Below are 22,196 nucleotides of genomic sequence, written 5' to 3'. Positions count from 1 at the left end.
GTCAGCGCAGCAGCCCGTCGGCCCGCAGCCGGTCGAAGATGATCTGGTCCACGGGGGACGTCCGGTGCCGGTCGGCGTGGGTGAGCCACACCAGCTCGGCGATCTCACTGGCCGGCGCGAGCACCCCCTCGTACGCGGCGGTGTAGCAGGTCATGCGGACGACCACGCCCTGGCCGTGCCCGTGGGCCTGGGCCTCGAAGACGCCCAGCAGGGCGGCCGAGTCCCGTACGACGGCGACGGACAGCTCCTCCTCGATCTCCCGGCACAGCGTGTCGAGGTCGCTCTCCCCCGGCTCGCGCTTCCCCCCGGGCAGGTAGTAGGCGTCCTTGCCGTGGGAACGCGTGCTCAGCACCAGGCCGTTCTCCAGGTGGATCCACGCCACCTTGTCGATGAGCGCCGCCATGGACCAGTCCTCCTGTTGCTCCGACCGGTTGCTCCGGCCGGTCCCCGAGGATACCGCCCCACCGGCCGTCAGCCGTCCAGCAGTTGCTCCGTACAGGTGGTGACGACCTGCCGCACGGCGTGGGTCAGGTCGGCCGCCAGCGCTTCGTCCAGCGTGAGCCAACGGGGCGCCTCACCCTCCTCGTTGACGGTGACGCGGCCCCCGTCCGGCACCGTCAGCAGGTACACGTGCCAGACGTGCGCGTCGGATCCGCGTCGGCAGGAGTCGCCCGGGATCGGGAACGTGGCGACGAACCGGAGCCGGTCGCCGGCGGTCAGGCCGACCTCCTCGCGCAGTTCGCGGGCCGCGGCGTCGGCCGGGTCCTCGTCCCGGTCCACATGGCCGGCCGGGACCGTCAACGCGTAGGGGAACGCGACGCGTTGGAAGAGCAGGAACCTGTCCGCCGGATCGCGGACGAAGACCGCCGCGGTCTCGTGCCAGTACTCGCCGTCCTCGGCGGACCACCAGGAGAGGCCGGGGTCGATGACGATGGCCCGGGCGCTGCGCCCACCGCAGTTGCCGCAGCGGACCTCCCGCCTGCCCCCGGCCGTGGTCCAGGTGACGGGGCCGCCCCGGCAGAGCACGCAGTACTCCGCGTAGGTGTCCGGGGCCGGGCGTAGCGTCTCGATGTTCATCCTGGCCTTCCGCGCTGGTGGACGCCCACGGGCGCCCACGGACGCCGGCGGGCGGGGTGCGCCGCCCCGGTCAGGGCAGCAGGTCGGGCAGCTGCCGTACGTCGTCGAGGACGTGCTCGGCACCGGCCCGTTCGAGGTCCTCGCGCGTGTGGAAGCCGGTGGCGACGCCGACGAAGCGCAGCCCGGCCCCGGTGGCCGCCGCGAGGTCGATGAGGGCGTCGCCCACGTACCAGACGTCGTCCACGCCGACCCCCCTTCCGCTCAGCGTCGCCAGCGCGGCGTCGAACACCCGGGGGTCCGGCTTGTGGTGGGGGCTGTCGTCCGCTCCCTGGAGCAGGACGAGCCGGTCCGTCCGCACACCGATCCGTTCGACGTCCCGGAGGGCCGAGAGGCGGTTGGTGGACGTGACGACGCCGACGCCGACGCTCCGGCGCCAGAGCTCGTGGACGACCTCGACGGCGCCGGGGAGGGGCCGTTTGAGGAACTCCTCCTCCAGCGAGAGGTTCGCCTCGCGCATCCGCTCCAGGGTGTCGCTGTCGCGGTAGAGGGCGCGGATCATCGCGTCGAAGGGCTTGCCCCAGTGCAGCGCCAGCTCGGCGTCCGTCAGGTCGATCCCGTAGAACCGCCGGGCGACCGCCTTGTGGTGCGCCCACTTGACCTCCGCGGTCACCACCAGGGTGTCGTCCAGGTCGAAGAGGACGACACGGGGCCCGCGGCCCGCACGCGTTCCGGACGTCATGACGTGAGATCCCTTCCGCCGGGTCCTCCGTACGGTACCGCCGCCCGGTCCCCCGCCGCCTCCGCCCGACCGTCGCGTAACCGGGGTCGGGCGGGACCGCGCGGCGCGGGCAGGGAGACCGCCAGGAGCAGCGCGACGCCGACCAGCGTGAAGGCCAGCGCGGCCAACCCGGCGCCGGCCCATCCGGCGCCGTCCACGGCCAGGCTGAAGGCCGGCGGCCCGACCAGTGTGCCGAGGCTGCCGAGCTGGGCGACCAGCCCGTTGGTGACGTCGGCGCGCCGGGGGCTGCCGGCGATCCGCGGCACCGCCGCGAACATCGCGGAGATCATCACCCCGTCGACCACCAGGCCGAAGCAGGCCAGGACCATCACGGCCACCACGGGGAGGCGCAGCGCGAAGACCAGGAGCGCCGAGACGGGCAGCAGGGCCAGCACCGGAGTCATCGCGAGCAGCCCGACGCCCCGGCGCAGCAGCAGCCCGCTGAGCGCGCTGCCGAGCACGCTGCCGAGGGAGACCACGGCGGCGACGACGCCGGCGGTGGCCGTGGACGCGCCGCGTTCCTCCGTCAGGAACGTGGGCAGCAGCACGACGATCGCGACCCCGGCCAGGCAGACGCAGGCGAAGCTCAGCGCGAAGAGCACCGGGGGGATCCAGCCGGTCCGCGGGGGCGGCGCTCCGGTGCCCTCGGCGGCCGGGTCCGCCGTCGGCGCGCGGGCGGCGGCGGGGCGGGTGGCGCCGACCGCGACCGCCAGCACGAGCGGGAGGAGCGCGGTCGCGCCCATCCAGCCGCGCCAGCCGATCGCGCCGCTGACCGCTCCCCCCAGGGCGGTGGCCAGGGCGAGTCCGGTGGGGACGCAGGTGCCCCACAGCGCCAGCGCCGTGGCCTGCGCCCGCCCCTCGGCCAGCCGGGTCAGCATGATCGGCCCGCCGACGAAGACCAGGAGGTAGCCGAAGCCCTGCGCGGTGCGCGCCGCCAGCAGCGGCGACCAGCTGCCCGCGAAGGCCGTCGCCGCCACGGACAGGGTGGTGAGGACGAGCCCGCCGGCCAGCGCCTTCCGGGCGTCGAGCCGGCTGATCCACCACCCGGCGGGGACGCCGAGGACGGCGCTCACCGCGGTGATGCTGGAGGTCGCCCAGGCGAACTGGCCGAGGGAGAGGTGCAGGTCCCCTCGGATCTCGGACCCGAGCGGGGAGAGCGCGCCCAGCCCGAAGGCGGCGAAGACCCCGGAGAGCCAGGTGGTCACGATGGCCGGCCACGGTGACCCGGTGCTCTCGCGGCGCGCGACACCGTTCTTGCGCATGGTTCGCTCTCCAGGGAAGTGGACGGGCTGACGGGCGGGCCGGCACCGGCCGGTCGTGTGATGAGAGGGGAGGAGGAGTCGGCACCCTCCCATCACACGACGCGTCAGTGCTGCGGGCCGTAGGCCGTCAGCAGTTCGACGTCACCGGTCACGTACGTCGTGTCGGTGATGACGGTCTGGTCGGACGGGCCGCGGCTGCACATGCACATGTGCCGGCCGCTGGACTCCACGCGGACGGCGCGGGCCCCGCCGGAGGCCATGATCTCCTCGGCGATGTCCTTCACCAGGTGCTCCTGGATCTGGAACCGCTTGCTGAAGGCCTGGACCAGGCGCGGGAACTTGCCGAGCCCCAGGATCCGGTTCCCGGGGACGTAGGTGATGTCGACCTTGCCGTAGAAGGGCAGGAAGTGGTGGGCGCAGATCGAGTAGTAGTTGATGTCGTGCACCCGGACGACGCCCTGGTGGTCGCCCTCGACCAGGACGGTCGTCTTGAGGATCTTGGAGGTGTCGGTCTCGTAGCCGCTCAGCAGCTCCCGGTACGCGCGGACGATGCGGGGCTCGCACTCGGGCTCGGTGTACCAGTCCAGGGCCCGCTTGTCCGTGGTGACGTTGTCCCGTAGCCACTCGGCGATCGTCATGTGGTCTCCGTTCTCGGTCCGTCCGGCGGACTCCGCCGCCGGCCTCGCCGGGGCTCCGGCGAAGTCTTTTGGTGGGGTGGGAGGTTGAAGACCGTCGGCGGTGCTCAGCGCGGCGGCTCCCCGGGTGCCAGGCGCGCGTCGGCGTAGGCGTCGAGGGAGGCCGTCTCCGCGTACTCGTGGGCCCGGCGTCCCAGCGCGTGGAGTTCGGCGTGGTCGACGCCGAGGTGCCGGACGTTCTCCGGCGCCGCCCAGCCGATCCCCTCCAGCCAGTCGTCCAGGGGGCGGGCGTACCGGTCGAGTCCGGCGGTGCTCCGGCCCAGGTCGGCCAGCGAGAGCCCGGCGGCGCTCCCTCGCCGTCGCACCTCCGTCCACCAGTCCGCCCGGAACCGCCGGTGCTCGCCGGGCGTGAAGGCGCGCACGCCGCCGTCGTAGACGGCGCACTTCTCGAAGAGGCTGTCCCGGTGGCCCAGCCGGTGCAGTTCGAAGTCCGGGGTCGACCAGCGGGGGGACCGCAGGAAGTCGAAGGGCAGTTGGGGGAAGGACTGCCCGAGCCGGGTGCGGTCGGGCAGCTCGAACAGTGCCTCCAGGGCCACGATGACGGCGCTGAACCGCTCGCCCCGGTGGGCCAGTTCGGCGAAGTAGTCCCGCAGGCGCCGCACGCCCTGCCGGGATCCGACGGTCAGCACCAGGTAGCCGGCGATCTCCGCGCCGCGGCCGTGCGCCGCCTGCCGGGCGGCCCGGAGCACCTTCTCCACCGTCGCCCCGGTGCCGATGATGTCCCCGAGCACCAGCAGCTGCCGCCCGGCGAACTCCCAGCGCTCGTACGAGATGTCGAGCGGGTGGGCGGCCCCCCGGTCGGTGCCGACGAAGCTCACCGCCTCGGGGGGGCCGAAGCGGTGCGACAGCGCGCTGTCGACGCCGAAACTGAGGCCCCCGCGCAGGATGGTGACGACCGTCGTCGCCTCGGTCGCCAGGGCTCCGGCCACCGCCGGATCGGCCTCCGCCACCAGGTCGAGCGCGGTCGACACCGCGGTGCCGAGCAGCGAACGGTACCGGTGGCCCGAGACGGCCGGGTCGGTGAGGAGGGTGCGCGAGGCCGCGGTCGAGCAGACGAGGACCCGGGTCGGGGAGCCGGCGGGGTCCAGGCCGTAGCAGGCCGCGTCGTCGCTGTGCAGGAGGTACTTCACCGGATGATCCACCAACTCCACGGGTAGGGTCACGGTTTGAGCGCGGGCCGCCTCGGCGTTCGCCCGGTGCGTTCGGCCAGCACCCTCTCCACCTGGTACGAGGACTCGACGCCGTCGACCGTCTTCAGCGCGTCCGGTGCGGGTGCCCGGTTGTGCACGGAGGCGATCAGCACCGTGCCGGACAGCGGCAGCACCTCCGGCACCTGGTGCGGCGCTTCGACGAGGACCGACTTCAGTCCGACGGCGCCGAAGAGCGCGCTCCAGTCCAGGGCCGTCCCACGACTGGGCAGCCCGCCGCCGGACTCGTACAGGTGGTTGTCGATGACGGCCAGCGTGTAGTTGCCGAGCCTCGGCAACTGGTCGCCCAGTGCGGTGAGTACGGACAGGTTCATCAGGAAACCGCCGTCGGTGTCGATGCCGACCACGGACAGCGGGGCCGCCGCCATGGCCATTCCCAGGGAGATCGCGGTGACGTCGCCCATGGTGTCGGTGAAGAGGGTGTCGGCGGGACGGAGCGCGTACATCACCTCGCTCGTCCGACCGAGCGGCGCGACCGACACCGAGTCCGCGGGGAGCCTGGCGTACAGGGCTTCGAGGAATTCGGCGGTTTCTATGGCGCACCCCTCAGTTCCGCCGTCATCCCGGCGTTCGCCACGAGTGCCACGCTCCGCTGCCCGGTGTCGAGCGTGGCATAGGCCTTGCGGAGGCATTCCGCCAACTCCGCGCAGGAATGGACGTCCGCGGTCACCAGCGAGAGCATCGCCGTGTGCCGGTGCATCGTCTCCTCGTGCGGAATTCCCCACCAGTTCGGTTCGCCGAAGGCCCCGCGCCGGGACATCAGCAGCGCGGTGTGCAGCCGGTGGCTCATGGTCAGGCGGGCCAGGGTCTCGCAGGCCCGGCGCAGCCCCGAGTTCTCCATCACGACCAGCGAACGGGCGCCGGCCAGTCGGGCGCCGGCCGCCAGGCCGACCGCCGTGGCCTCGTCGTTGACCTGCACGTACCGGATCTCACGCCGTGCCGACGCCTCCCGGCACAGCGGTGCCAGGAGCGAGTCGGGCACCGCGTAGACGATCTCCACACCCGCCTCGACGAGCGCCTCGTACGCCGCGACAGCCGACATGGGGCAGCCTCACCTGGTGGTGGCCAGCAACTCGACGATGATGTTCGAGTAGTGGCCGTCCCCGATGTTCCGCAGCAGGTGCGGCTGCCCGGCCTCGTGGTAGACGGCGTCGCCGAGCTTGTCCTCCCCGACGTAGCCGGTGCCGTCCTTGTGCACGGTCTCCGCCCGGCCGCTCTCCGTGGCGACGTAGACGTAGTCGCAGGGGTGCTGGTGGATGATCGTCTCCTCCCCCGGGTCCAGCTCCAGGACCCACACCCTGACGCGGTCGTCGGAGTAGACGAGTTTGGTACCGACCTGCTCGATGTGCTCCTGCATGTGCGTACCCCGATCTGTCCCGTGAGCCGCTGCTGGTGGCGTGTTTCGCGTGACCGAGAATCTGCGGGTATCGAACGTCGTCAGACCACGGCCGATGCCGAGACTCTAGAGGCGCGCCCAACGGACAGCAACGGGCCACTATCACCCCAACTCGTAATGAGCCAACCTGAGTTGGGCCAACCCGCGGACGGCGCGGCGCCCCGGGAGACGGATCCGCCGACCCGCCGGACCGACGCCTGACCAGCCGTCTCCCGGCGTCCGCCGACCGGCCGGGGAAACCGGAACCCCGTCACCCGGAAGTGGCATGACATGACCGAAAGCAGCCACCGGGCTCCAGGGGGCCTTGTCCTCCCCGGCCCGGCGGGGTCTCCTGAAGCCCGTCAGAAGGTGCGCCCGCACGACTCATGAGGAGCCCTCGGTTCTATGGACGTCGAGGTCGGGGAAACGACGACGAGAACGGCGTTACCGGAAACCCGGTGGGAGACACCGGCCTACCTCTACGACCTGGCCGCCGTGAGCGACGCCCACCGCCGACTGGTGGGCTCACTGCCCGGCCCGGCCACCCTGCTCTACTCCCTCAAGGCCAACCCGCACCCCGCCGTCCTCGGCCGGCTGGCGGCGCTCGGCTGCCACGCCGAGGTCAGCTCGCCCGGCGAACTGCGCGCCGCCCTCCAGGCCGGCTTCCCGGCCGACGGGGCGCTCTACACCGGCCCCGGCAAACGCGACGAGGACGTGGGCGAGGCCCTCGCGGCGGGCGTCCGGCAGTTCTCCGTCGACTCCCCGCACGCCCTGGACCAGCTCGACCGGATGGGCCGCGCCGCGGGCACGCGGGTGCGCGCGCTGCTGCGGGTCAACCCGCCCGTCCCCCCGGCCGGGGCCGGTCTCGCGATGACCGGCGGCCCCTCCCAGTTCGGCGCCGACCTGGCCTGGGTGCTGGAGCGGCCCGAGCTCTTCGCGGACCGGGAGCACGCGGAACTGGCCGGCCTGCACCTCTACATGGGCAGCAACCTGACCCGGGTGGACGCGCTGCTCGCGGTGTTCCGCTACGGGCTCGACGTCGTGCGGCGGATCGAGACGGCGCTCGACCGCCGGCTCCCCGTGATCGACCTCGGCGGAGGCTTCGGCGCACCGTACGCCGTCCCCGGCGAACTGCCGCGGTTCGACGCGCTCAGGAGCCGGCTCGACGCCCTGCTCGAGGAGGGGCTCCCCGGCTGGCCGGACGGGGAGCGGCGGGTCGTCTTCGAGTCGGGCCGCTACCTGACGGCGGGCTGCGGCCGGCTGCTGGCCAGGGTGCTGGACGTCAAGCGCTCGCAGGGGCGGCGCGTCGTCGTCCTGGACACCGGCGTCAACCACCTGGGCGGGATGTCGGGGCTCCGCAAGGAGGACCGGATCGAGCCGCGGTTCCAGTGCGGTGACGATCCCCACGCGTCCGCCGTCCCCGACGGGACCATCGTCGCCGGTCCGCTCTGCCACCCGCTGGACGTCTGGACCAGGGACGCGCGCCTTCCGGACGTGGCCGTCGGAGACCTGCTGACGGTGCCGAACGTCGGCGCCTACGGCCTGCACGCGGGGCTGGCCCTGTTCCACTGCCACCCCATGCCGCTGGAGGTGGTGCTCGACGGGGAACGGGAGGTCGCCCGCGGCAGGTACGTCCTGGGCCGCGAGCGGAGCCCGCGGTGATCCGCGCCGTCCCCGGCCACCACCTCGCGCACCCCGACCACCACCTCGTACGCCCCGACCCGGGCTCCGACGTCACGACCCGCATCGAGGCCCCCGCCACGGGCGCGTTCACCATCGTCATGCGCGACGACACCTCCTACTGCGTACGGACCCTGGGCCGCGCACCGGCCGGGGGCGGCACCGTGTCGCCGGGCGGCTCGGCTCCCGCCGTCGCGGAGGCCTACCGCGCCTTCCAGCGGGACCTGAGGGACGCGCTGCGCACGGTAGTGCCACGGCCGGGCGGCCTCCGGTTCCACCTGGTCGACGCGCACCACCTCGAACTGGCGGTCCGCCGCCGGGTCACCGGCGGGCCGCCGGTGAGCCTCGATCCGCTCCTCGACCGGGCGGTCCGGCCGCTGCGGGTATCCCGGGGCTTCCTGCTCGGCGGCCGCCGGCAGGTCGGGCTGGTGCCGCGGCCCGGCGCCGCCCCCATCCGCGACCAGATCGCCTCGCTGCCACCGGACCCGGCCGGGCGGGGCTACACCCTCATCGAGGACGACATCGCCACCGGCGGGACCGTCGCCGCCGTCATCCGCCTGTTCCAGGACACGGGACGGCGGGTCCGGCACGTCATCCCCGGTATCCGGCTGGGCGGTTCGGCACATTCCCCCATCCTGGGCGCCGCCGTCGACCCCGTGCTCCACTACCGGACCGCCGCCGGGCCGGACGGGCCCGCCCTGGAACTGCTCGACCCGAGGAACTTCCTGCTCGGCCTCTCGGGGCTCGTCGTCCGGCTGCCGGACGGAACGTGGGGCCGCACACCGTACTGGCTCCCCTTCGTCCGGACCTCGGCCCGGCTCGGCAGCCCCGCCGGGGCCGACCGGGAGTTCGCCGTCCTCATGCTGGAGGCCAACGCGCGCTTCGTCGCCCGCGTCGACCACCTGCTGCGGCGCACCCTCCGGGTGGCCGACCTGCGACCCGACGCGCGCCGGCCGCTGTTGTCGCTGGGGATGGCGGAGCCGGGCGAGCCGGTCAGATCCGTCCTGCGCAAACTCCAGGCAGGGATGGACAGTTGGTCCGAACTGATCGCGGAGGTCGAGGAGCGGAGCACGGACGTGCCGGCCGGATCGGCCGCCCGGTGACCGGGCCCGGCCACGAGCCGTTCGCCGTGGTGCTCCTCGACGTCAACGGCACCCTGGTGCCCTCCGTCCCCAGCGGCCCTCCGGACGCCCTCGCCCTGCAGCGCTTCCGGCGGCTGGTGCGGCACCTGACCTCCGCGGGCGTCGCCGTGGGCCTCTGCTCGGACTCGCCGCTCCGGCAGCTGCGGGAGTTCGGCACCCGGATCGGCCTGGGCGCGGCACCCGGGTTCCCGGTGATCGCCGAGAACGGCAACGTGGTCGCGGTCGACGGGACCGTGCGCGTCACCACCCCGTTCCCGGCGCTGCGGAGCCTGCGCGCCGAGGTGGCGGAGGCGGCCGCCGCCCACGGACTGACCCGGGTCGGCGACGCGGTGGCCCCCGAGTTCGGGGGCCGGCCGCCGACCGGCCGCACCTGGGCCTTCGGGGCGAACCGCCTGGCGTCCGCCAGCGTCTTCGGGCCCCCGGACTTCATCCACGACGTACGGCACCGGCTGACCGGCTGGAGCGCCGGGAGCCGCGTCTCCGTCTCCGTCGAGCTCGGTCCGGGCGGCTCGTACGCCGGGATCCACCCCTATCCGCGCACGGAGTCCGGAAAGCGCGTGGCCCTGGCCGGACTGGCCGCGCGCGACCCGAGGAGCACCCTCCTCGTCGGGAACTCGCCCGCCGACTGGGTCCCCAGGGTGCCGGGCGTCAGGTGCGCGTTCGTGGCGGACCCCGCCGTGCCCCGGCACGTACGGGACGCGGCCTGGTACGTCTCGCCGGCGGCCGACCTGGAGGGGGTCGTCGACGTCCTGGGGCACGTGCTCCGACGACAGCCGCCGGCACCAGGACCAGCCCGTTTCTGAGGAGGCCGATATGGTACGTGTCCGTGTGGGGGTCGTGGGCTGCGGGATGATCGCGCAGCTGGTGCACCTCCCGTATCTGGCGGCGCTGCGCGACCGCTTCGACATCGTGGCGCTCTGCGACCGGTCCTACGACCTGGCCCGGTCGGTGGCCGAGCGCTTCCACGTCCCGAACGCCTACGCGGCCGTCGAGGACATGCTGGCGAAGACACCCGAACTGGACGCGGTCCTCGTCCTCACCACCGACCACCGGGAACCGGTGCTCACCGCCCTGGAGCACGGCAAGCACGTGTTCACCGAGAAGCCCCTCGGCCACACGATCGCGGAGACCGAGGAGGTGATCGCCGCCGCCGACCGCACCGGCTCCAAGGTCATGGTGGGCTACATGAAGCGGTACGACAGCGGCGTCCGGCGGGGCCTGGAGGAGATCGCGCGGATCACCCGGCCCGTCATGGCGAGGATCCACATCGTGGTGGGCCCCGAGTACGGGAACTGGATCATCCCCGAGCTGTCCCGGATCACCCGCCCCGGCGATCCCGACGGGGCGGCGGGGCCGGACGAGCGGCGCGGCCGGGTCGCCCGGGAGTTCGGCGCCGCCTCGCCCGAAGCGCTGGAAGCGTACATGGACATGTTCGGGGTGTGGAGCCACGACGTGAACGTCTACCGGGCCGCCTTCCCCGCGCCGCCGGCCTCCATCAAGGCGCACTGCTCGCCGGACGGCACGACGCTCACCGCCTCGCTCCTGTACTCCGACGGGTTCCAGTGCGTCTTCCAGGGCTCGTCCACCTCGGTCCGCCGGTTCGAGGAGAGCCTCACCGTCTGGGGCGAGGACCGCACGGTGATGCTGGACATCTCCAACCCCTTCCTGCCCAACGCGCCGTCGACCGTACGGATCTGGCGTGACGAGGCACCGGCGGGGCCGGGCTCCGCCAGGGGGGCCGCCGTGGAGGAGACCGTCACGGGGTCCTACGAGGAGGCGTTCAAGGCCCAGCTCGCGCACTTCCACGAGTGCGTCGGCGCGCCGGGAGCGCAGCCCCTCACCAACGCGCACGAGGCGCTCCTGGACACCCGGCTGATGATCGACATCGTCCGGGCAGCAACGGAACGGCCGTAGCGCCGTGAGCGGTTCCCCGCACGACCTCGACGGAGCACGGGCCGACGCCGGGACCCGGGCCGACGCCGGGGCGCGCCTCCACCGGCTGTTCGCCGAACAGGTGGCGCGCACACCGGAGGCGCCGGCCCTGCTCTGGCAGGGCCGGCGGATCTCCTACCGTCGGCTCCTCGACAGGTCCCACCAGCTCGCCCGGTTCCTGCTCGCCCGCGGGACCGGCGCGGGGGACCGCGTCGGGATCTGCGTGGAGCGGGGGCCGCACCTGATCAGCGCGCTGTTCGGCATCCTCCGGGCCGGCGCCGCCTACGTCCCGCTCGACCCCGACTACCCCGTCGAGCGGTTGCGGTACGTCCTGGAGCACAGCGGCGCCGCCACCCTGCTGACGCGGAAGGGCCTCACCCCGCTCTTCGCCGACTACCGGGGCGGGATCGTCGACCTCGACGACGTCCGGACCCACCTCGACACGCTGCCCACCGAACCACCGGCCGGCTCCACTTCAGCCGACTCCGGAGCGGACCCCGCCTACGTCATCTACAGCTCCGGCTCCACCGGCAGGCCCAAAGGCGTCCTGGTCGGTCACCGCTCGCTCGCGAACCACAGCTCCGCGGTGAACCGTCACTTCCGGTTCGGGCCGGGCGACCGGGTCCTGCAGTGCCGGCCCCTCGGCTTCGACGCCGCCGCCGAGGAGATCTTTCCGCCGCTCCTGCACGGCGCCGCCCTGGTCCTCGACGGCGACCCGCTCCGGCAGACGTACCGCGCCCTCACCCGGCAGGTGATCGACACCGGAACCACCTTCCTCAGTGTCCCCACCGCCTTCTGGCACGGCTGGGTGCGGGAAGAGGACTGCCTGGTCCGGCTGGCCGAGGAGTCGTCGCTCCGTCTGCTGGTCGTGGCGGGCGAGCAGGCGTCGCGCCAGGCCCTGCTGACCTGGCGGCAACGGGTCGGCGAGCGGATCCGCTGGTGCAACGTCTACGGCCCGACCGAGGCGACCATCACCTCGACCGTCTTCGAACCGGGGGCCGACTGGAGCCCGGACCGCTTCTCCTCCGTCCCCATCGGCCACCCCGTCGCGAACGTGCGGTGCCACATCCTCGACGAGTCCCTGGCCCCCGTCCCGGCGGGCACGGTGGGCGAGCTGTACCTGGGCGGCGCGGGCCTGGCCATCGGCTACCTCGACGCGCCGGCCCTGACCGCGGAGCGCTTCGTGGCGGACCCGTTCCCCGGAGCGCCGGGAGGCCGCCTCTACCGCACCGGGGACCTGGCACGGTCGGACGCCGACGGCTGCATCGAGTTCGTCGGCCGCCGGGACCACCAGGTGAAGATCCGCGGCTACCGGGTCGAGCCGGGCGAGATCGAGGCGGTGGCCGGCGAACACCCCGCCGTCCGGGCGTGCGCCGTGGTGCTGGACGACAGCGACCCGGACAACCCGGCCCTGGGTCTTCACGCGGTCGTGAACGCGCACATGGCCCTGACGGAGCGGGAGTTGATCGGCTTCCTCCGCCGGAGACTGCCGTGGTACATGGTTCCCCCCGGCGTCCGCTTCCTCGCGGAGCTGCCCCTGACACCGCACGGGAAGATCGACCGCGCCGCCCTCACCTCCCCCGTGGACACCGGCTCCGCCGACGCCGGCGCCGCGTACACCGCTCCGCGCACACCGGTCGAGGCCGCGCTGGCGGCCATCTGGGAGGAGCTCCTCGACCGGCGCGACATCAGCGTGGACGCCGACTTCTTCCAGCTCGGCGGCCACTCCCTGCTCGCCGCCGGCCTGATCACCCGGATCCGCGCGCGGCTGAACGTCAGCCTTCCGGTCCGCGTGCTGTTCGAGTCCCCGACCATCGAGGGGCTCGCCGCGGCCGTGTCGGACGCCCTGCTCTGACCGCGCTCCCGCCGACCGTTCACACCCCACTTCCACCTGCCACCTCCACCGACATCCGGAGTCATGGATGACCATCGACCTGTCGGATCCGCTGCTCTACCAGACCTCGGATCCGGAGCCGGTGTGGGCGCGGCTGCGCGCCGAGCAGCCGGTGTACCGGAACGAGCGGGCCAACGGCGAGTTCTTCTGGGCGGTCATGACGCACCGCCTGTGCACGGACGTGCTGACGGACCCCCGGGTGTTCAGCTCCGAGAACGGCATGCGGCTGGACTCCGACCCGCGGGTGCTGGCCGCGGCGGCGGGCCGGATGCTCAACGTCACCGACCCTCCCCGGCACGACAGGATCCGCAAGGTCGTCAGCTCGGCGTTCACGCCCCGAACGGTCGACCGGCTCGAAGCCACCATGCGGCGGACGGCCGCGCGCGCCATCGAGGAGGCGGTGGCCGAGGGCGGCTGCGAGTTCACCCGCGTCGCGCAGACGCTGCCGGTCTCGGTCATCTGCGACCTGATGGGGGTCCCGGAGGCCGACTGGGAGTTCATGGTCGACCGGACCCGCTTCGCCTGGAGCTCCACCGCGCTCGACGCGGCGGAGGAGGCCAGGAAGGTCCAGGCGCACACCGAGATCCTCTGCTACTTCCAGGAGCTGGCCGAGGAGCGGAGGAAGCAACCGCGGGACGACCTCCTGAGCGCCCTGGTGTGCGGCGAGATCGACGGGGTGCCGCTGACCGAACAGGAGGTCTTCTACAACTGCGACGCCCTGATATCCGGCGGGAACGAGACGACCCGGCACGCCACCGTGGGCGGGCTGCTGGCCCTCGCCCGCGACCCGGAGCAGTGGCGAATGCTCCGGGCGGACCCCGGCCTGATGCCCTCCGCGATCCAGGAGATCATCCGCTACACGTCCCCGGTCATGCACTCCCTCCGCACGGCCAGGGAGGACGTGGAACTCGGCGGGCGGCCCGTCCGCGCCGGCGACCACGTCGTGGCCTGGCTGCCGTCGGCCAACCGCGACGAGGAGGTCTTCGCCGACCCGGAGCGCTTCGACATCGAACGCTCCCCCAACCGCCACCTGGGTTTCATCGTGGGCAACCACTACTGCATCGGCGCGGCGCTCGCCAGGCTCGAACTGACCGTGCTGTTCCAGGAACTCACCCGGCGGGTCCGGACGGTGGAGGTCACCGGCCCGGTCCGTCGCCTGCGCTCGAACCTCCTCTGGGGGTTCGACTCGCTCCCGGTGGCGTTCGTCCCGAGCCTCGACAACCACTAGCGGAAGCCGATCCGAGGAGGCCGGTCACCAGTGCCCCGTACCGTGCGAAGAGACGCTCTCCTCCCCGACGCCCGGCGCACGGTGGAGACGTACGAGCGGAACCACGACACCCGCTTCACCCACCTGCTGCGGTTCGACCCCCAGGCGCTGGAGTCCCTGCACGCCCCGGGCGACCTGCCGGACAGCGTACGGGTCGCCTCCGACGAGCACCCCGGCGTGGTCGAGCGGATGGCGGTGGTCACGGCGGTCGCCAACCTCCCCGAGCAGCAGGCGGCGCACCGCCGCCGCTACCTCCGCGCCCTGCTCGACATCTACGGCATGCTGCCCGTCCGGGTGGCGGACGCCGCGTCCGTGCCGGGGGCGGTCGTCGTCGCACCGGAACGCGAGGGGCGGATCCTGGCCGAACTGCTCGGTGTGCTGCCCCGCCACCAGGGCTGGACACCGCAGGCCAAGCGCATGCCCGCGGCCGGCGGCCTGCTCGTCGGCGTCGACCACCGGCTTCCCGCCCGGAGCGACCGGCTGGTGGTCGTCGACGGCGTCGTGGCCAGCGGAGTGACCCTCATGGCGGTGATGCACCTGACGGCCCGGCCGGGCGCCGCCGTCGACGTCTTCACCTGCCACGCGACCGCCGAGGGAGCGCTCGCGCTGGCCCGGTACGCGGAGCGGCGGGAGGTCTCGTTGACGCTCCACGTCGGCCACCTGTCGGGCGTCCTCGACGAGAGGTTCTACTCGGTGGACCCGGAGGACCGGGCGACCCTCCTCCTGGGCGACATCGGCGACACCATCAGCCCGGTCGCCCCGGGGACGTAGAGACGCCGGAGCGGTACGGCGGCGGCCGGACCGCCGCCGTACCGCTCCCCCCGACGGGCGGTCGCGCGGCGAGCGGGGCCGATTCGTCGTGACGGGCTTTCACACCGCGGGCGGCGGCCTGCCAGACTGGTGCCGGGGGCCGGTCAGGGGCGGATGGCCACGGCGGCGAGGCAGGACGCCTCGGCGTCGCTGACGTGCGGGGCGTCCGGTTCGGGGCGCCAGCGGGGGGTGGAGGTGATGCCGGGGGCGAGGATGTCCCAGCCGGTGAAGAACCGGGCGAACTCGTCGGCGGCCCGGGCGCGGACCGGGTTGCCGTTGTCGCGGTAGACCTGCTCGATGCGGGCCGCGTCCTGGGGGGCGTAGTCGGGGGTGAAGTGGCTGATCACCAGGGCGGAACCGCGGGTCGGCAGCGCGTTCCCGAGCGTCTCGGCGATCTCGTGGGCGCCCTCGGGGACGAAGTGGAGCAGGGCGACGAGGCTCAGGGCGATCGGCCGGGTGAAGTCGAGGACGCCGGTCGCGCGGACCGCGTCCAGGAGGGCGTCGGGGTCCCGGACGTCGGCCTGGACGTAGGCGGTCCGCCCTTCGGGGCTGCTGCGCAGGAGCGCCTGGGCATGGGTGAGGACGATGGGGTCGTTGTCCGCGTAGACGATCCTGGCCCGCGGTTCGATGCCCTGGGCGATCTCGTGGAGGTTGGGCGAGGTCGGGATGCCGGTGCCGATGTCGAGGAACTGGGTCACGCCGCCGCGGGCGAGCGCGCGGGTGGCGCGGTGCATGAACGTCCGGTTGGCGCGGGCCGCCGACCGGGCCTGGGGGAAGACCGCGAGGGCGTGCCCGGCGGCCTCCCGGTCGGCGGGGAAGTTGGTCGTGCCGTCGAGGAAGTAGTCGTAGATCCGCGCCGAGTGCGGGCGGTGGATGGCGAGGTTGACCTCGGCGCCCGGCGGAGTGGCGATGTCGTCGTGCTGCTCTGCTGCCATGGTGCGTTGTCCCCCTGCGTCGGCGTCATGTCGTGCCCGCAGGCCGGCGCGCCACAACCCGTGGCGCAGCGTGGCGAACCCTTGCGCGGGCCATCGTTCAGCTCAACGTGACGATATCTGATCGCATGTGACTGATCACCATCTGACAAGTCATCACATGCCAGTTCATACAAACCTTTTTGGGATCCCCTTCACATCAGGCTTTTCAGGACGATTGGATGTCCGTACGGAGGACGGCCGTTCTCCACCGGACTCCACCGTTCCCGACCCCCGGGTCGGCCGAACGTCGTCCGCACGGGCGACGAGGAGGATCATTTGACCAGCGACGACGAGTGGGCAGCCGTGCGCCCCACTCATCGGCTGTCCTACCAGGCTTTCTGCGACAGCCGCGAAGAGACCTGGCGCGGAGTCGCCTGGGCCCGGTTGCACGACCAGGAACTCGTCGACCAGGCGGTCCGCAGCACCCGCCGGGAACTGGGGCAGGACTGGCTCGGCGCGCTGAGCCAGCCCGACATCGAGGCCCACGCCTGGATGATCGCCAAGCGGTGCATCGCCGACCGGGAGATGAGCGCCGGCCAGGCCCCGCCCAGCGCGGTCGTCCCGGACTGGATCGTCGCCATCCGAGGCGCCCAAGCCCTGGCCCGCGTCAGCCTGGAGAACCTCGACAACGACTACGAGGAGCTCTACAAGGCGATCCTGCGGCTGCCGGAGCGCCAGTACGACATGATCGTGCTCCGCTACATGCTGGACATCGACTACCCGACGATCGCCACCTACCTCGGCATCACCGAGACCAACGCCCGCACCACCACCAGCCACGGCCTGGCCAAGCTCCGCCGCCTCCTCGGCACCGACACCACCATGGGGGACATGCAGTGACACGGGGACACGACCGCCGGGCAGCCACCCCCCGGAACCGGTACGACGGGAACGGCGACGGACCCGACGGACCGGTCGAGCTGCCCGACGGCGTGTCCGGTCCCGACCTGCGCCGACTCGTCCGCGCCCGCGCCCCCCTCGGCGCCGAGCACCTCCAGGCCCGCCACGAACTCGACCTCGCCGCGACCCTGATCATCGCCCAGCCCGAGGCCACCGACTCCCTGGAGGCCCTCACCAACAACCGGCGCCGCATCCACCCCGGCGGCGCGCTCGTCCTGGCCGCACTGCTCCACCTCGCCGGACACGACGACGGCTGCCAGTTCTGGCTGCAGTTCGCCGCCGGCGGCGGCAGCACGACCGCCGCCAGCTGCCTCTCCTTCCTGCACGCCGCCCGCGGCGAGTTCCGCGACGCCGACTACTGGCGCAACCAGGCCGACCAGCTCGCCGCCGAAGCCCGTAACCCGACCGCGCCGCCCGCGCCCTGGCCCGGCCGGCCGCTCCCCCCCGCCGTGTGGGCCGACACCCTCGCCGCCTGCCACGACGGCCTGACCCTGCGCCTGCCACCGCGCGTGGCCGCCGTCGTCCACCAGCTGCCCGTCGCCACCGACGACGAGGACCACGGCGAGATCCCCCAGCCCTCCCCCACCCTCGTGGACGACCTCGCCCACGCCTCCGCCCCCGCCGCTCGCGCCTGAGCCCCGACCCGCCCCCGCCCCGCCCCGCCCCGCCCGGGCGGTCGCGCAGCGGGTGGGCGGATCCGGCCATCTAAGATGCCTGAGTCACTGGTACGGGCCCAAACCTCCGTGCCGGCGGCGCAGGCCATGTCCGATGCGGTGACGGCGAGACGAGGGAGCACCGGTGCCCAGCCAGCGGTCCATCAACGAGGCGGAGCGGCTCGTCCAGGCGAAGCTCGGCGGCATTCCGATCCGCCGGGAGCGGATGGCCGCGGTGGCCAACATCTACCGGGCCGCGTCCGCCGTCCGGCAGCACCTGGAGAACTCCGTGCTGCGGGGCTCGGACCTGACCTGGACCGCCTTCGTCGTGCTGTGGGTGGTGTGGGTCTGGGGCGAGTCCGAGACCCGGCACGTCGCCGAGGAGGCGGGGATCTCCAAGGGGACGCTGACCGGGGTGTCCCGCACGCTGGAGTCGCGCGGGCTGCTGCGGCGCACCGACCACCCCACCGACGGACGGCTGGTGCTGCTCGCGCTCACCGAGGAGGGCGAGGAGTTCATGCGCGAGGTGTTCCCCGCGTTCAACGAGGAGGAGTCCTTCGTCACCGGCCGGCTGAGCGACGCGGAGTGCGTCGGCCTCGCCGACGGGCTGCGGCGCGTGGTGCTCCAGGTCGAGGAGTCGGGCGAGGAGCGACGCCGCGCGCTGCTGAACGGCGAGGAGCCCGCCCCGCGCCGCAGCGGCCGGCGCGCCCGCCGGTAGGACTCAGTCGGCGGCCCGCACCAGGGCGTCGAAGAGGCGCTGCTGGGCCGGGTCCTCGTGGGCGGTGTCCTCCGGGTGCCACTGCACGGCGGCGAACCAGCCCTCGTAGTCGGGGAGTTCGACGGCCTCGACGGTCCCGTCGGCGGCCCGGGCGGTGACGGCCAGGCCCTCCCCGAGGCGGTCCACGTGCTGGTGGTGGTAGCAGGACACCCGGACCTCCCCGGCGCCGGTGATCCGGGCCAGCGCGGAGCCGGGCGCGAGCGGGACGGGGTGCCGCAGGTGGCGGTGGTCCCGTCCGGGGCCGCCCATGTCCTGGTGCAGGGTGCCGCCCAGCACCGTGTTGACCACCTGGAGTCCGCGGCAGACGGCCAGCAGCGGCAGTCCGCTCGCGAGGGCCCGCCGGGCGAGTTCCAGGTCGAACGCGTCCTGCTCCTCGTCCACGTCGTAGACGGCCTCGTGGGCGTCGGGCGCCCCGTAGCGGTGGGGTGCCAGGTCGCCGCCGCCGGGGAGCAGCAGCGCGTCGAAGCGGGAGAGCCGGGCGGCGACCTCCTCGGGGTCGGCGGTGCCGCCGGGCGCGTGCGGGTGCAGGGTGGCGGGCTCGCCGCCGGCCCGCCAGACGGCCTCGACCAGCGCGCGGGCGTTGACCTCCGCGGCGTACCGCAGCGCGGAGGTGGTGGCGGCGAAGCGGGCCGGCACCGCGATCAGCGGGCGACGGGCCGTGGGCGGGCGACGGGTCACAACTGGATCCAGGTGGTCTTGAGTTCGGTGTACTTCTCCAGCGCGTGGGCGGACTTGTCGCGTCCGTTGCCGGACTGCTTCATGCCGCCGAAGGGCACGGTGAGGTCGCCCTCCTCGTAGCAGTTGACCCAGACCGTGCCGGCCCTGAGGGCGCGGGAGACCCGGTGGGCGGTGGACAGGTCGGAGGTCCACAGGCCGGCCGCGAGGCCGTACTCGGTGGCGTTGGCGAGGGCGACGGCCTCGTCGAGGTCGTCGAAGGCGAGGACGGAGAGCACCGGGCCGAAGACCTCCTCGCGGGCCAGCCGGCTGTCGGGGGCGACCCGGTCGAAGACGGTCGGTTCGAGGTAGGAGCCGCCGGTGCCGGTCAGGGTGCGCCCGCCGCCCGCGCGCAGGCGGGCGCCGTCGTCGAGGGCGGTGCGGACGTGGCCGAGCACCCGGTCGAGGTGGTGCTCGCCGACCAGGGCGCCCATCTCGGTGGCCGGGTCGAGGGGGTCGCCCACCCGCAGGGCGCGGGCGCGCGCCACGACGGCCTCGGTGACCTGCTCGGCGACGGAGCGGTGCACCAGCAGCCGGGAGGGCGCGGTGCACATCTCGCCCTGGTTGAAGAAGATCCCCCAGGCGGCGGTGGCCGCGGCCCGCTCCAGGTCGGGGGCGTCGGGCAGGACGATGTTGGGCGACTTGCCGCCCAGCTCCAGCCAGACCCGCTTGAGGTTGGAGTCGGCGGAGTAGCGCAGGAAGTGGCGTCCGACGGCGGTGGAGCCGGTGAAGGCGAGGACGTCCACGTCGGGGTGGAGGCCGAGGGCGCGGCCGGCCACCGGTCCGTCGCCGGCCACGACGTTGAGCACGCCCGGCGGCAGCCCGGCCGCGAGACCGATCCGTCCGAGCAGCAGGGCGGACAGCGGGGAGTGCTCCGAGGGCTTGAGGACGACCGTGCAGCCGGCGGCCAGGGCCGGGGCGATCTTCCAGCCGGCCAGGGTGAGCGGGAAGTTCCACGGGACGACCGCGCCGACGACGCCGGCGGGCTCCCGGGTGACGAGGGCGAGGGCGTCGGGCGCGGTGTGCGGGGACTCGTCGGTGAGCTTGTCGGCGAGCCCGCCGTACCAGCGGAAGGTGGTGATGACGGCCCGCAGTTCGATGTCGTGGGCGTCGGTGACCGGTTTCCCCATCTCCAGGCTGATGGTGAGCGCGAGTTCCGTGCGCCGTTCCTCCAGGAGGTCGGCGAACCGCAGCAGGATCCGTCCGCGGTCGGCCGGGGAGAGCCGCGGCCAGGGGCCGTGGTCGAAGGCGCGGCGGGCGGCGGCGACGGCCGCGTCGACCTCGGCCGGGCCGGCGTCGGCGGCCTCGGCCAGCACCCGGCCGTCGCGGGGCGACACCACGGGGAACGCGCCGTCGCCGGGTTCGTCGGCGCCGTCGATCAGGTGCGTGACGGCCGGTTCCAGCGCCTCGGCCCGGCGCAGCCAGTCGTCGTGGGTGGCGAGGGTCATCGGGTCCTCCGGAGCACGTGGGTGCGGGGTGGGTGGCGCGCGCCCTGCCTGCGGGCGCGCGCCGGGGAAAGCGTCAGCTGGGGGGGGCGCGTCAGCCGGTGCGTCGGCGCCGGATGCGCTGGTTGGCCACGCCTAGCGCCATGACGACCGGCACGGACAGGACGAGCCACAGCGCGGTGCCCGCCTCGCCCCCGATCAGGGTGGTGAAGTTGGCCAGGATGAGCCAGATGGCACCGGCGATGCCGAGCGCGCCCAGCACGGGGGCGATCACGGTGTTCCACAGCCTGGTGTCGACCCGTCGGCGGCGGAAGTACACCACGACGGACACCGAGGTGAGCAGGTAGAGCAGCATCATCGCCAGGACGGCGAGTCCGCTGAACCAGGAGAAGAGGGTGAGCACCGGGTCCTTGCCGGCCAGCGCGAAGGGCACGACCAGGAGGACGGCGATGGCGGTCTGCACCCGGCCCGCGACCGCCGGGGCGTGCCGCCGGTTCAGCCGGCACAGCGGCGCGGGCAGCTGCCGGTCCCGGCCGAGGCAGAACAGGTACCGGCTGGCGGAGTTGTGGAAGGTCAGGACGCCGGCGAACAGCGAGGTGGCGAGCAGGACCGGCAGGACGCCGCCGATCCAGCCGCCGAACAGGTCGGCCACGGGGGCGAAGACGAACCCGGCGGAGTCCCCGGCGGCCACCGCCTTGGCGGCAGCCGCGGGGGCCTTGGCGGCGCCGTACGCGGAGATCAGCATCCACGAGGTGAGGGCGAAGAAGACGGTGACCACGGTCACCGAGAGGTAGGTCGCCCTCGGTACGGTCTTCTTGGGCTCCTTCGCCTCCTCGCCGTAGATGGCGGTGGCCTCGAAGCCGAACATCGAGGCCAGGGCGAACATCACGGCGACGCCCGGCGCGCCCTGGAGGGCGGCCGACGGGGAGAAGCTCTCGGCCACCCCGAGCCCTTCCGGCCCGCCGCCCTTGACCAGGGTGACCACGCCGAAGACCAGCAGGATGCTGAACTCGGCGAGGACGAACGCGGCCAGCACCCGGGCGCCCATCTCGATGCCCAGGGCGCCGAGGGCCTGCACCACGGCCATGGTGACCAGGGTGTAGACCCACCACGGGAGGTGGAGCGGGGTGTGGTCGGAGACGAGCCCGCTGACGATCGAGCCGTACAGGCCGTACATCGCCGCCTGGATGACGCAGTAGGCGAACAGGGCGACGCTCGCGCTGCCCGCGCCGGCGGCCCGGCCGAGGCCGGTGCCGATGTACGTGTAGAAGGCTCCGGCGTCCACGACGTGCCGGCCCATGGCGATGAACCCGACGGAGAAGAGCAGGATCACCGCCCCGGCCACCACGTAGGCCGCGGGGGTGCCGGAGCCGTTGCCGAGGGCGACCGAGATCGGGGCGGCGCCGGCGATGCCCGTCAGCGGGGCCTGGCCGGAGAGGACGAAGAAGAGGATGCCCAGGACACCCAGGGCGTTGGGTTTGAGCGTGGCCGCGGTGGGGGCGTCCCGCTCGGTCCGTTCGGAGGACGTCGTCCGACTGTCCACACGGATCACCTGCCAGGTCGAAGTGGGGGAAGGTCCGGAGAAGGTCGTTTCAGGTCAAACGAGTTGCCT

At 73.4% G+C, this 22,196-nt stretch carries 23 protein-coding genes; 10 read left to right on the top strand and 13 right to left on the bottom strand.

What is annotated here, in order from left to right; genetic code table 11:
* Position 1 precedes the first annotated feature (1 nt).
* From ACFVU7_RS23800 to ACFVU7_RS23760, 9 genes are all read right to left on the bottom strand, one after another.
* On the bottom strand, positions 2-403 hold the full coding sequence (locus tag ACFVU7_RS23800; RefSeq protein WP_049655840.1) for an NUDIX domain-containing protein: 402 nt from the start codon (positions 401-403) through the stop codon (positions 2-4).
* Between the two features lie 68 nt (positions 404-471).
* Positions 472-1,077 carry an NUDIX hydrolase gene (locus tag ACFVU7_RS23795; protein WP_387972987.1) on the bottom strand — a complete coding sequence of 202 codons (606 nt, stop codon included), beginning with the start codon at positions 1,075-1,077 and terminating at the stop codon, positions 472-474.
* Between the two features lie 70 nt (positions 1,078-1,147).
* Complete coding sequence (locus ACFVU7_RS23790) at positions 1,148-1,816, bottom strand: HAD family hydrolase (protein ID WP_388046996.1); 669 nt, start codon at positions 1,814-1,816, stop codon at positions 1,148-1,150.
* Positions 1,813-3,117, bottom strand: coding sequence for an MFS transporter (locus ACFVU7_RS23785; RefSeq protein ID WP_388046994.1), 1,305 nt, complete (start codon positions 3,115-3,117; stop codon positions 1,813-1,815). The genes ACFVU7_RS23790 and ACFVU7_RS23785 overlap by 4 nt, the downstream gene beginning before the upstream one ends.
* 104 nt (positions 3,118-3,221) lie before the next feature.
* The gene (gene folE, locus ACFVU7_RS23780) at positions 3,222-3,755 is read right to left on the bottom strand and encodes a GTP cyclohydrolase I (protein WP_049650735.1); all 534 of its coding nucleotides are present in this window, start codon (positions 3,753-3,755) and stop codon (positions 3,222-3,224) included.
* 104 nt (positions 3,756-3,859) lie between these two features.
* Positions 3,860-4,942: a phosphoribosyltransferase gene (locus ACFVU7_RS23775; protein WP_388046993.1), complete on the bottom strand. Its 1,083-nt coding sequence runs from the start codon at positions 4,940-4,942 to the stop codon at positions 3,860-3,862.
* 29 nt (positions 4,943-4,971) lie between these two features.
* Positions 4,972-5,466 (bottom strand): thiamine pyrophosphate-dependent enzyme, encoded by a 495-nt coding sequence (locus ACFVU7_RS23770; protein ID WP_198959482.1) that lies wholly within the window; start codon positions 5,464-5,466, stop codon positions 4,972-4,974.
* An 86-nt stretch (positions 5,467-5,552) separates the two neighbouring features.
* The gene (locus ACFVU7_RS23765) at positions 5,553-6,062 is read right to left on the bottom strand and encodes a thiamine pyrophosphate-binding protein (RefSeq protein ID WP_388046991.1); all 510 of its coding nucleotides are present in this window, start codon (positions 6,060-6,062) and stop codon (positions 5,553-5,555) included.
* Positions 6,063-6,071: 9 nt separating this feature from the next.
* Entirely contained in the window at positions 6,072-6,377 is a 306-nt protein-coding gene (locus ACFVU7_RS23760) for a hypothetical protein (protein ID WP_198959481.1), read from the bottom strand.
* Positions 6,378-6,800: 423 nt separating this feature from the next.
* Between ACFVU7_RS23760 and ACFVU7_RS23755 the strand changes: the two genes are divergently transcribed.
* The 7 genes from ACFVU7_RS23755 to ACFVU7_RS23725 all read left to right on the top strand — a co-directional run bounded on the left by ACFVU7_RS23755 (position 6,801) and on the right by ACFVU7_RS23725 (position 15,081).
* Positions 6,801-8,057: a type III PLP-dependent enzyme gene (locus ACFVU7_RS23755; RefSeq protein ID WP_388046989.1), complete on the top strand. Its 1,257-nt coding sequence runs from the start codon at positions 6,801-6,803 to the stop codon at positions 8,055-8,057.
* A complete protein-coding gene (locus ACFVU7_RS23750) occupies positions 8,054-9,178 on the top strand; it encodes a hypothetical protein (protein WP_388046987.1) in 1,125 nt (374 codons plus the stop codon). The genes ACFVU7_RS23755 and ACFVU7_RS23750 overlap by 4 nt, the downstream gene beginning before the upstream one ends.
* Positions 9,175-10,020 carry a hypothetical protein gene (locus ACFVU7_RS23745; RefSeq protein WP_388046986.1) on the top strand — a complete coding sequence of 282 codons (846 nt, stop codon included), beginning with the start codon at positions 9,175-9,177 and terminating at the stop codon, positions 10,018-10,020. Before ACFVU7_RS23750 ends, ACFVU7_RS23745 begins: the two co-directional genes overlap by 4 nt.
* Positions 10,021-10,030: 10 nt before the next feature.
* Positions 10,031-11,131, top strand: a complete 1,101-nt coding sequence (locus ACFVU7_RS23740) for a Gfo/Idh/MocA family protein (RefSeq protein ID WP_388046984.1) — start codon at positions 10,031-10,033, stop codon at positions 11,129-11,131.
* Positions 11,132-11,135: 4 nt separating this feature from the next.
* The gene (locus ACFVU7_RS23735; protein ID WP_388046982.1) at positions 11,136-13,004 is read left to right on the top strand and encodes an amino acid adenylation domain-containing protein; all 1,869 of its coding nucleotides are present in this window, start codon (positions 11,136-11,138) and stop codon (positions 13,002-13,004) included.
* Between the two features lie 67 nt (positions 13,005-13,071).
* Positions 13,072-14,271: a cytochrome P450 gene (locus ACFVU7_RS23730; protein ID WP_074005217.1), complete on the top strand. Its 1,200-nt coding sequence runs from the start codon at positions 13,072-13,074 to the stop codon at positions 14,269-14,271.
* A gap of 30 nt (positions 14,272-14,301) precedes the next feature.
* Positions 14,302-15,081: a hypothetical protein gene (locus tag ACFVU7_RS23725; protein ID WP_388046981.1), complete on the top strand. Its 780-nt coding sequence runs from the start codon at positions 14,302-14,304 to the stop codon at positions 15,079-15,081.
* A 143-nt stretch (positions 15,082-15,224) separates the two neighbouring features.
* Here ACFVU7_RS23725 and ACFVU7_RS23720 read toward each other — a convergent pair whose 3' ends face one another.
* Positions 15,225-16,055, bottom strand: a complete 831-nt coding sequence (locus ACFVU7_RS23720; RefSeq protein WP_117486936.1) for an SAM-dependent methyltransferase — start codon at positions 16,053-16,055, stop codon at positions 15,225-15,227.
* Between the two features lie 315 nt (positions 16,056-16,370).
* Here ACFVU7_RS23720 and ACFVU7_RS23715 point away from each other — a divergent pair, with 315 nt between their 5' ends.
* The 3 genes from ACFVU7_RS23715 (at position 16,371) to ACFVU7_RS23705 (ending at position 18,365) form a co-directional block, all read left to right on the top strand.
* A complete protein-coding gene (locus tag ACFVU7_RS23715) occupies positions 16,371-16,934 on the top strand; it encodes an RNA polymerase sigma factor (protein WP_147409059.1) in 564 nt (187 codons plus the stop codon).
* Positions 16,931-17,629, top strand: a complete 699-nt coding sequence (locus ACFVU7_RS23710; protein WP_388046979.1) for a hypothetical protein — start codon at positions 16,931-16,933, stop codon at positions 17,627-17,629. The genes ACFVU7_RS23715 and ACFVU7_RS23710 overlap by 4 nt, the downstream gene beginning before the upstream one ends.
* Before the next feature lie 163 nt (positions 17,630-17,792).
* The gene (locus ACFVU7_RS23705; protein WP_049650724.1) at positions 17,793-18,365 is read left to right on the top strand and encodes a MarR family winged helix-turn-helix transcriptional regulator; all 573 of its coding nucleotides are present in this window, start codon (positions 17,793-17,795) and stop codon (positions 18,363-18,365) included.
* A gap of 3 nt (positions 18,366-18,368) precedes the next feature.
* Here ACFVU7_RS23705 and ACFVU7_RS23700 read toward each other — a convergent pair whose 3' ends face one another.
* From ACFVU7_RS23700 to ACFVU7_RS23690, 3 genes are all read right to left on the bottom strand, one after another.
* Positions 18,369-19,103, bottom strand: coding sequence for a gamma-glutamyl-gamma-aminobutyrate hydrolase family protein (locus tag ACFVU7_RS23700; protein WP_388046977.1), 735 nt, complete (start codon positions 19,101-19,103; stop codon positions 18,369-18,371).
* Positions 19,100-20,587: an aldehyde dehydrogenase gene (locus ACFVU7_RS23695; RefSeq protein WP_388046975.1), complete on the bottom strand. Its 1,488-nt coding sequence runs from the start codon at positions 20,585-20,587 to the stop codon at positions 19,100-19,102. The genes ACFVU7_RS23700 and ACFVU7_RS23695 overlap by 4 nt, the downstream gene beginning before the upstream one ends.
* Before the next feature lie 91 nt (positions 20,588-20,678).
* A complete protein-coding gene (locus ACFVU7_RS23690; protein WP_049650721.1) occupies positions 20,679-22,127 on the bottom strand; it encodes an APC family permease in 1,449 nt (482 codons plus the stop codon).
* Positions 22,128-22,196: the final 69 nt, after the last annotated feature.

Origin of the sequence: Kitasatospora sp. NPDC058046, from assembly GCF_042885595.1 — a bacterium.
Lineage (GTDB): Bacteria > Actinomycetota > Actinomycetes > Streptomycetales > Streptomycetaceae > Kitasatospora.
This window is presented reverse-complemented; position numbering and strand designations above follow the sequence as displayed.

What these genes read in the sequence shown, in the direction of transcription:
- ACFVU7_RS23800 (WP_049655840.1), bottom strand. Translation starts at nt 403, where the DNA reads ATGGCGGCGCTCATCGACAAGGTGGCGTGGATCCACCTGGAGAACGGC.
- ACFVU7_RS23740 (WP_388046984.1), top strand. Translation starts at nt 10,031, where the DNA reads ATGGTACGTGTCCGTGTGGGGGTCGTGGGCTGCGGGATGATCGCGCAG.
- ACFVU7_RS23795 (WP_387972987.1), bottom strand. Translation starts at nt 1,077, where the DNA reads ATGAACATCGAGACGCTACGCCCGGCCCCGGACACCTACGCGGAGTAC.
- ACFVU7_RS23695 (WP_388046975.1), bottom strand. Translation starts at nt 20,587, where the DNA reads ATGACCCTCGCCACCCACGACGACTGGCTGCGCCGGGCCGAGGCGCTG.
- ACFVU7_RS23755 (WP_388046989.1), top strand. Translation starts at nt 6,801, where the DNA reads ATGGACGTCGAGGTCGGGGAAACGACGACGAGAACGGCGTTACCGGAA.
- ACFVU7_RS23790 (WP_388046996.1), bottom strand. Translation starts at nt 1,816, where the DNA reads ATGACGTCCGGAACGCGTGCGGGCCGCGGGCCCCGTGTCGTCCTCTTC.
- ACFVU7_RS23730 (WP_074005217.1), top strand. Translation starts at nt 13,072, where the DNA reads ATGACCATCGACCTGTCGGATCCGCTGCTCTACCAGACCTCGGATCCG.
- folE (WP_049650735.1), bottom strand. Translation starts at nt 3,755, where the DNA reads ATGACGATCGCCGAGTGGCTACGGGACAACGTCACCACGGACAAGCGG.
- ACFVU7_RS23765 (WP_388046991.1), bottom strand. Translation starts at nt 6,062, where the DNA reads ATGTCGGCTGTCGCGGCGTACGAGGCGCTCGTCGAGGCGGGTGTGGAG.
- ACFVU7_RS23720 (WP_117486936.1), bottom strand. Translation starts at nt 16,055, where the DNA reads ATGGCAGCAGAGCAGCACGACGACATCGCCACTCCGCCGGGCGCCGAG.
- ACFVU7_RS23785 (WP_388046994.1), bottom strand. Translation starts at nt 3,117, where the DNA reads ATGCGCAAGAACGGTGTCGCGCGCCGCGAGAGCACCGGGTCACCGTGG.
- ACFVU7_RS23770 (WP_198959482.1), bottom strand. Translation starts at nt 5,466, where the DNA reads ATGTACGCGCTCCGTCCCGCCGACACCCTCTTCACCGACACCATGGGC.
- ACFVU7_RS23760 (WP_198959481.1), bottom strand. Translation starts at nt 6,377, where the DNA reads ATGCAGGAGCACATCGAGCAGGTCGGTACCAAACTCGTCTACTCCGAC.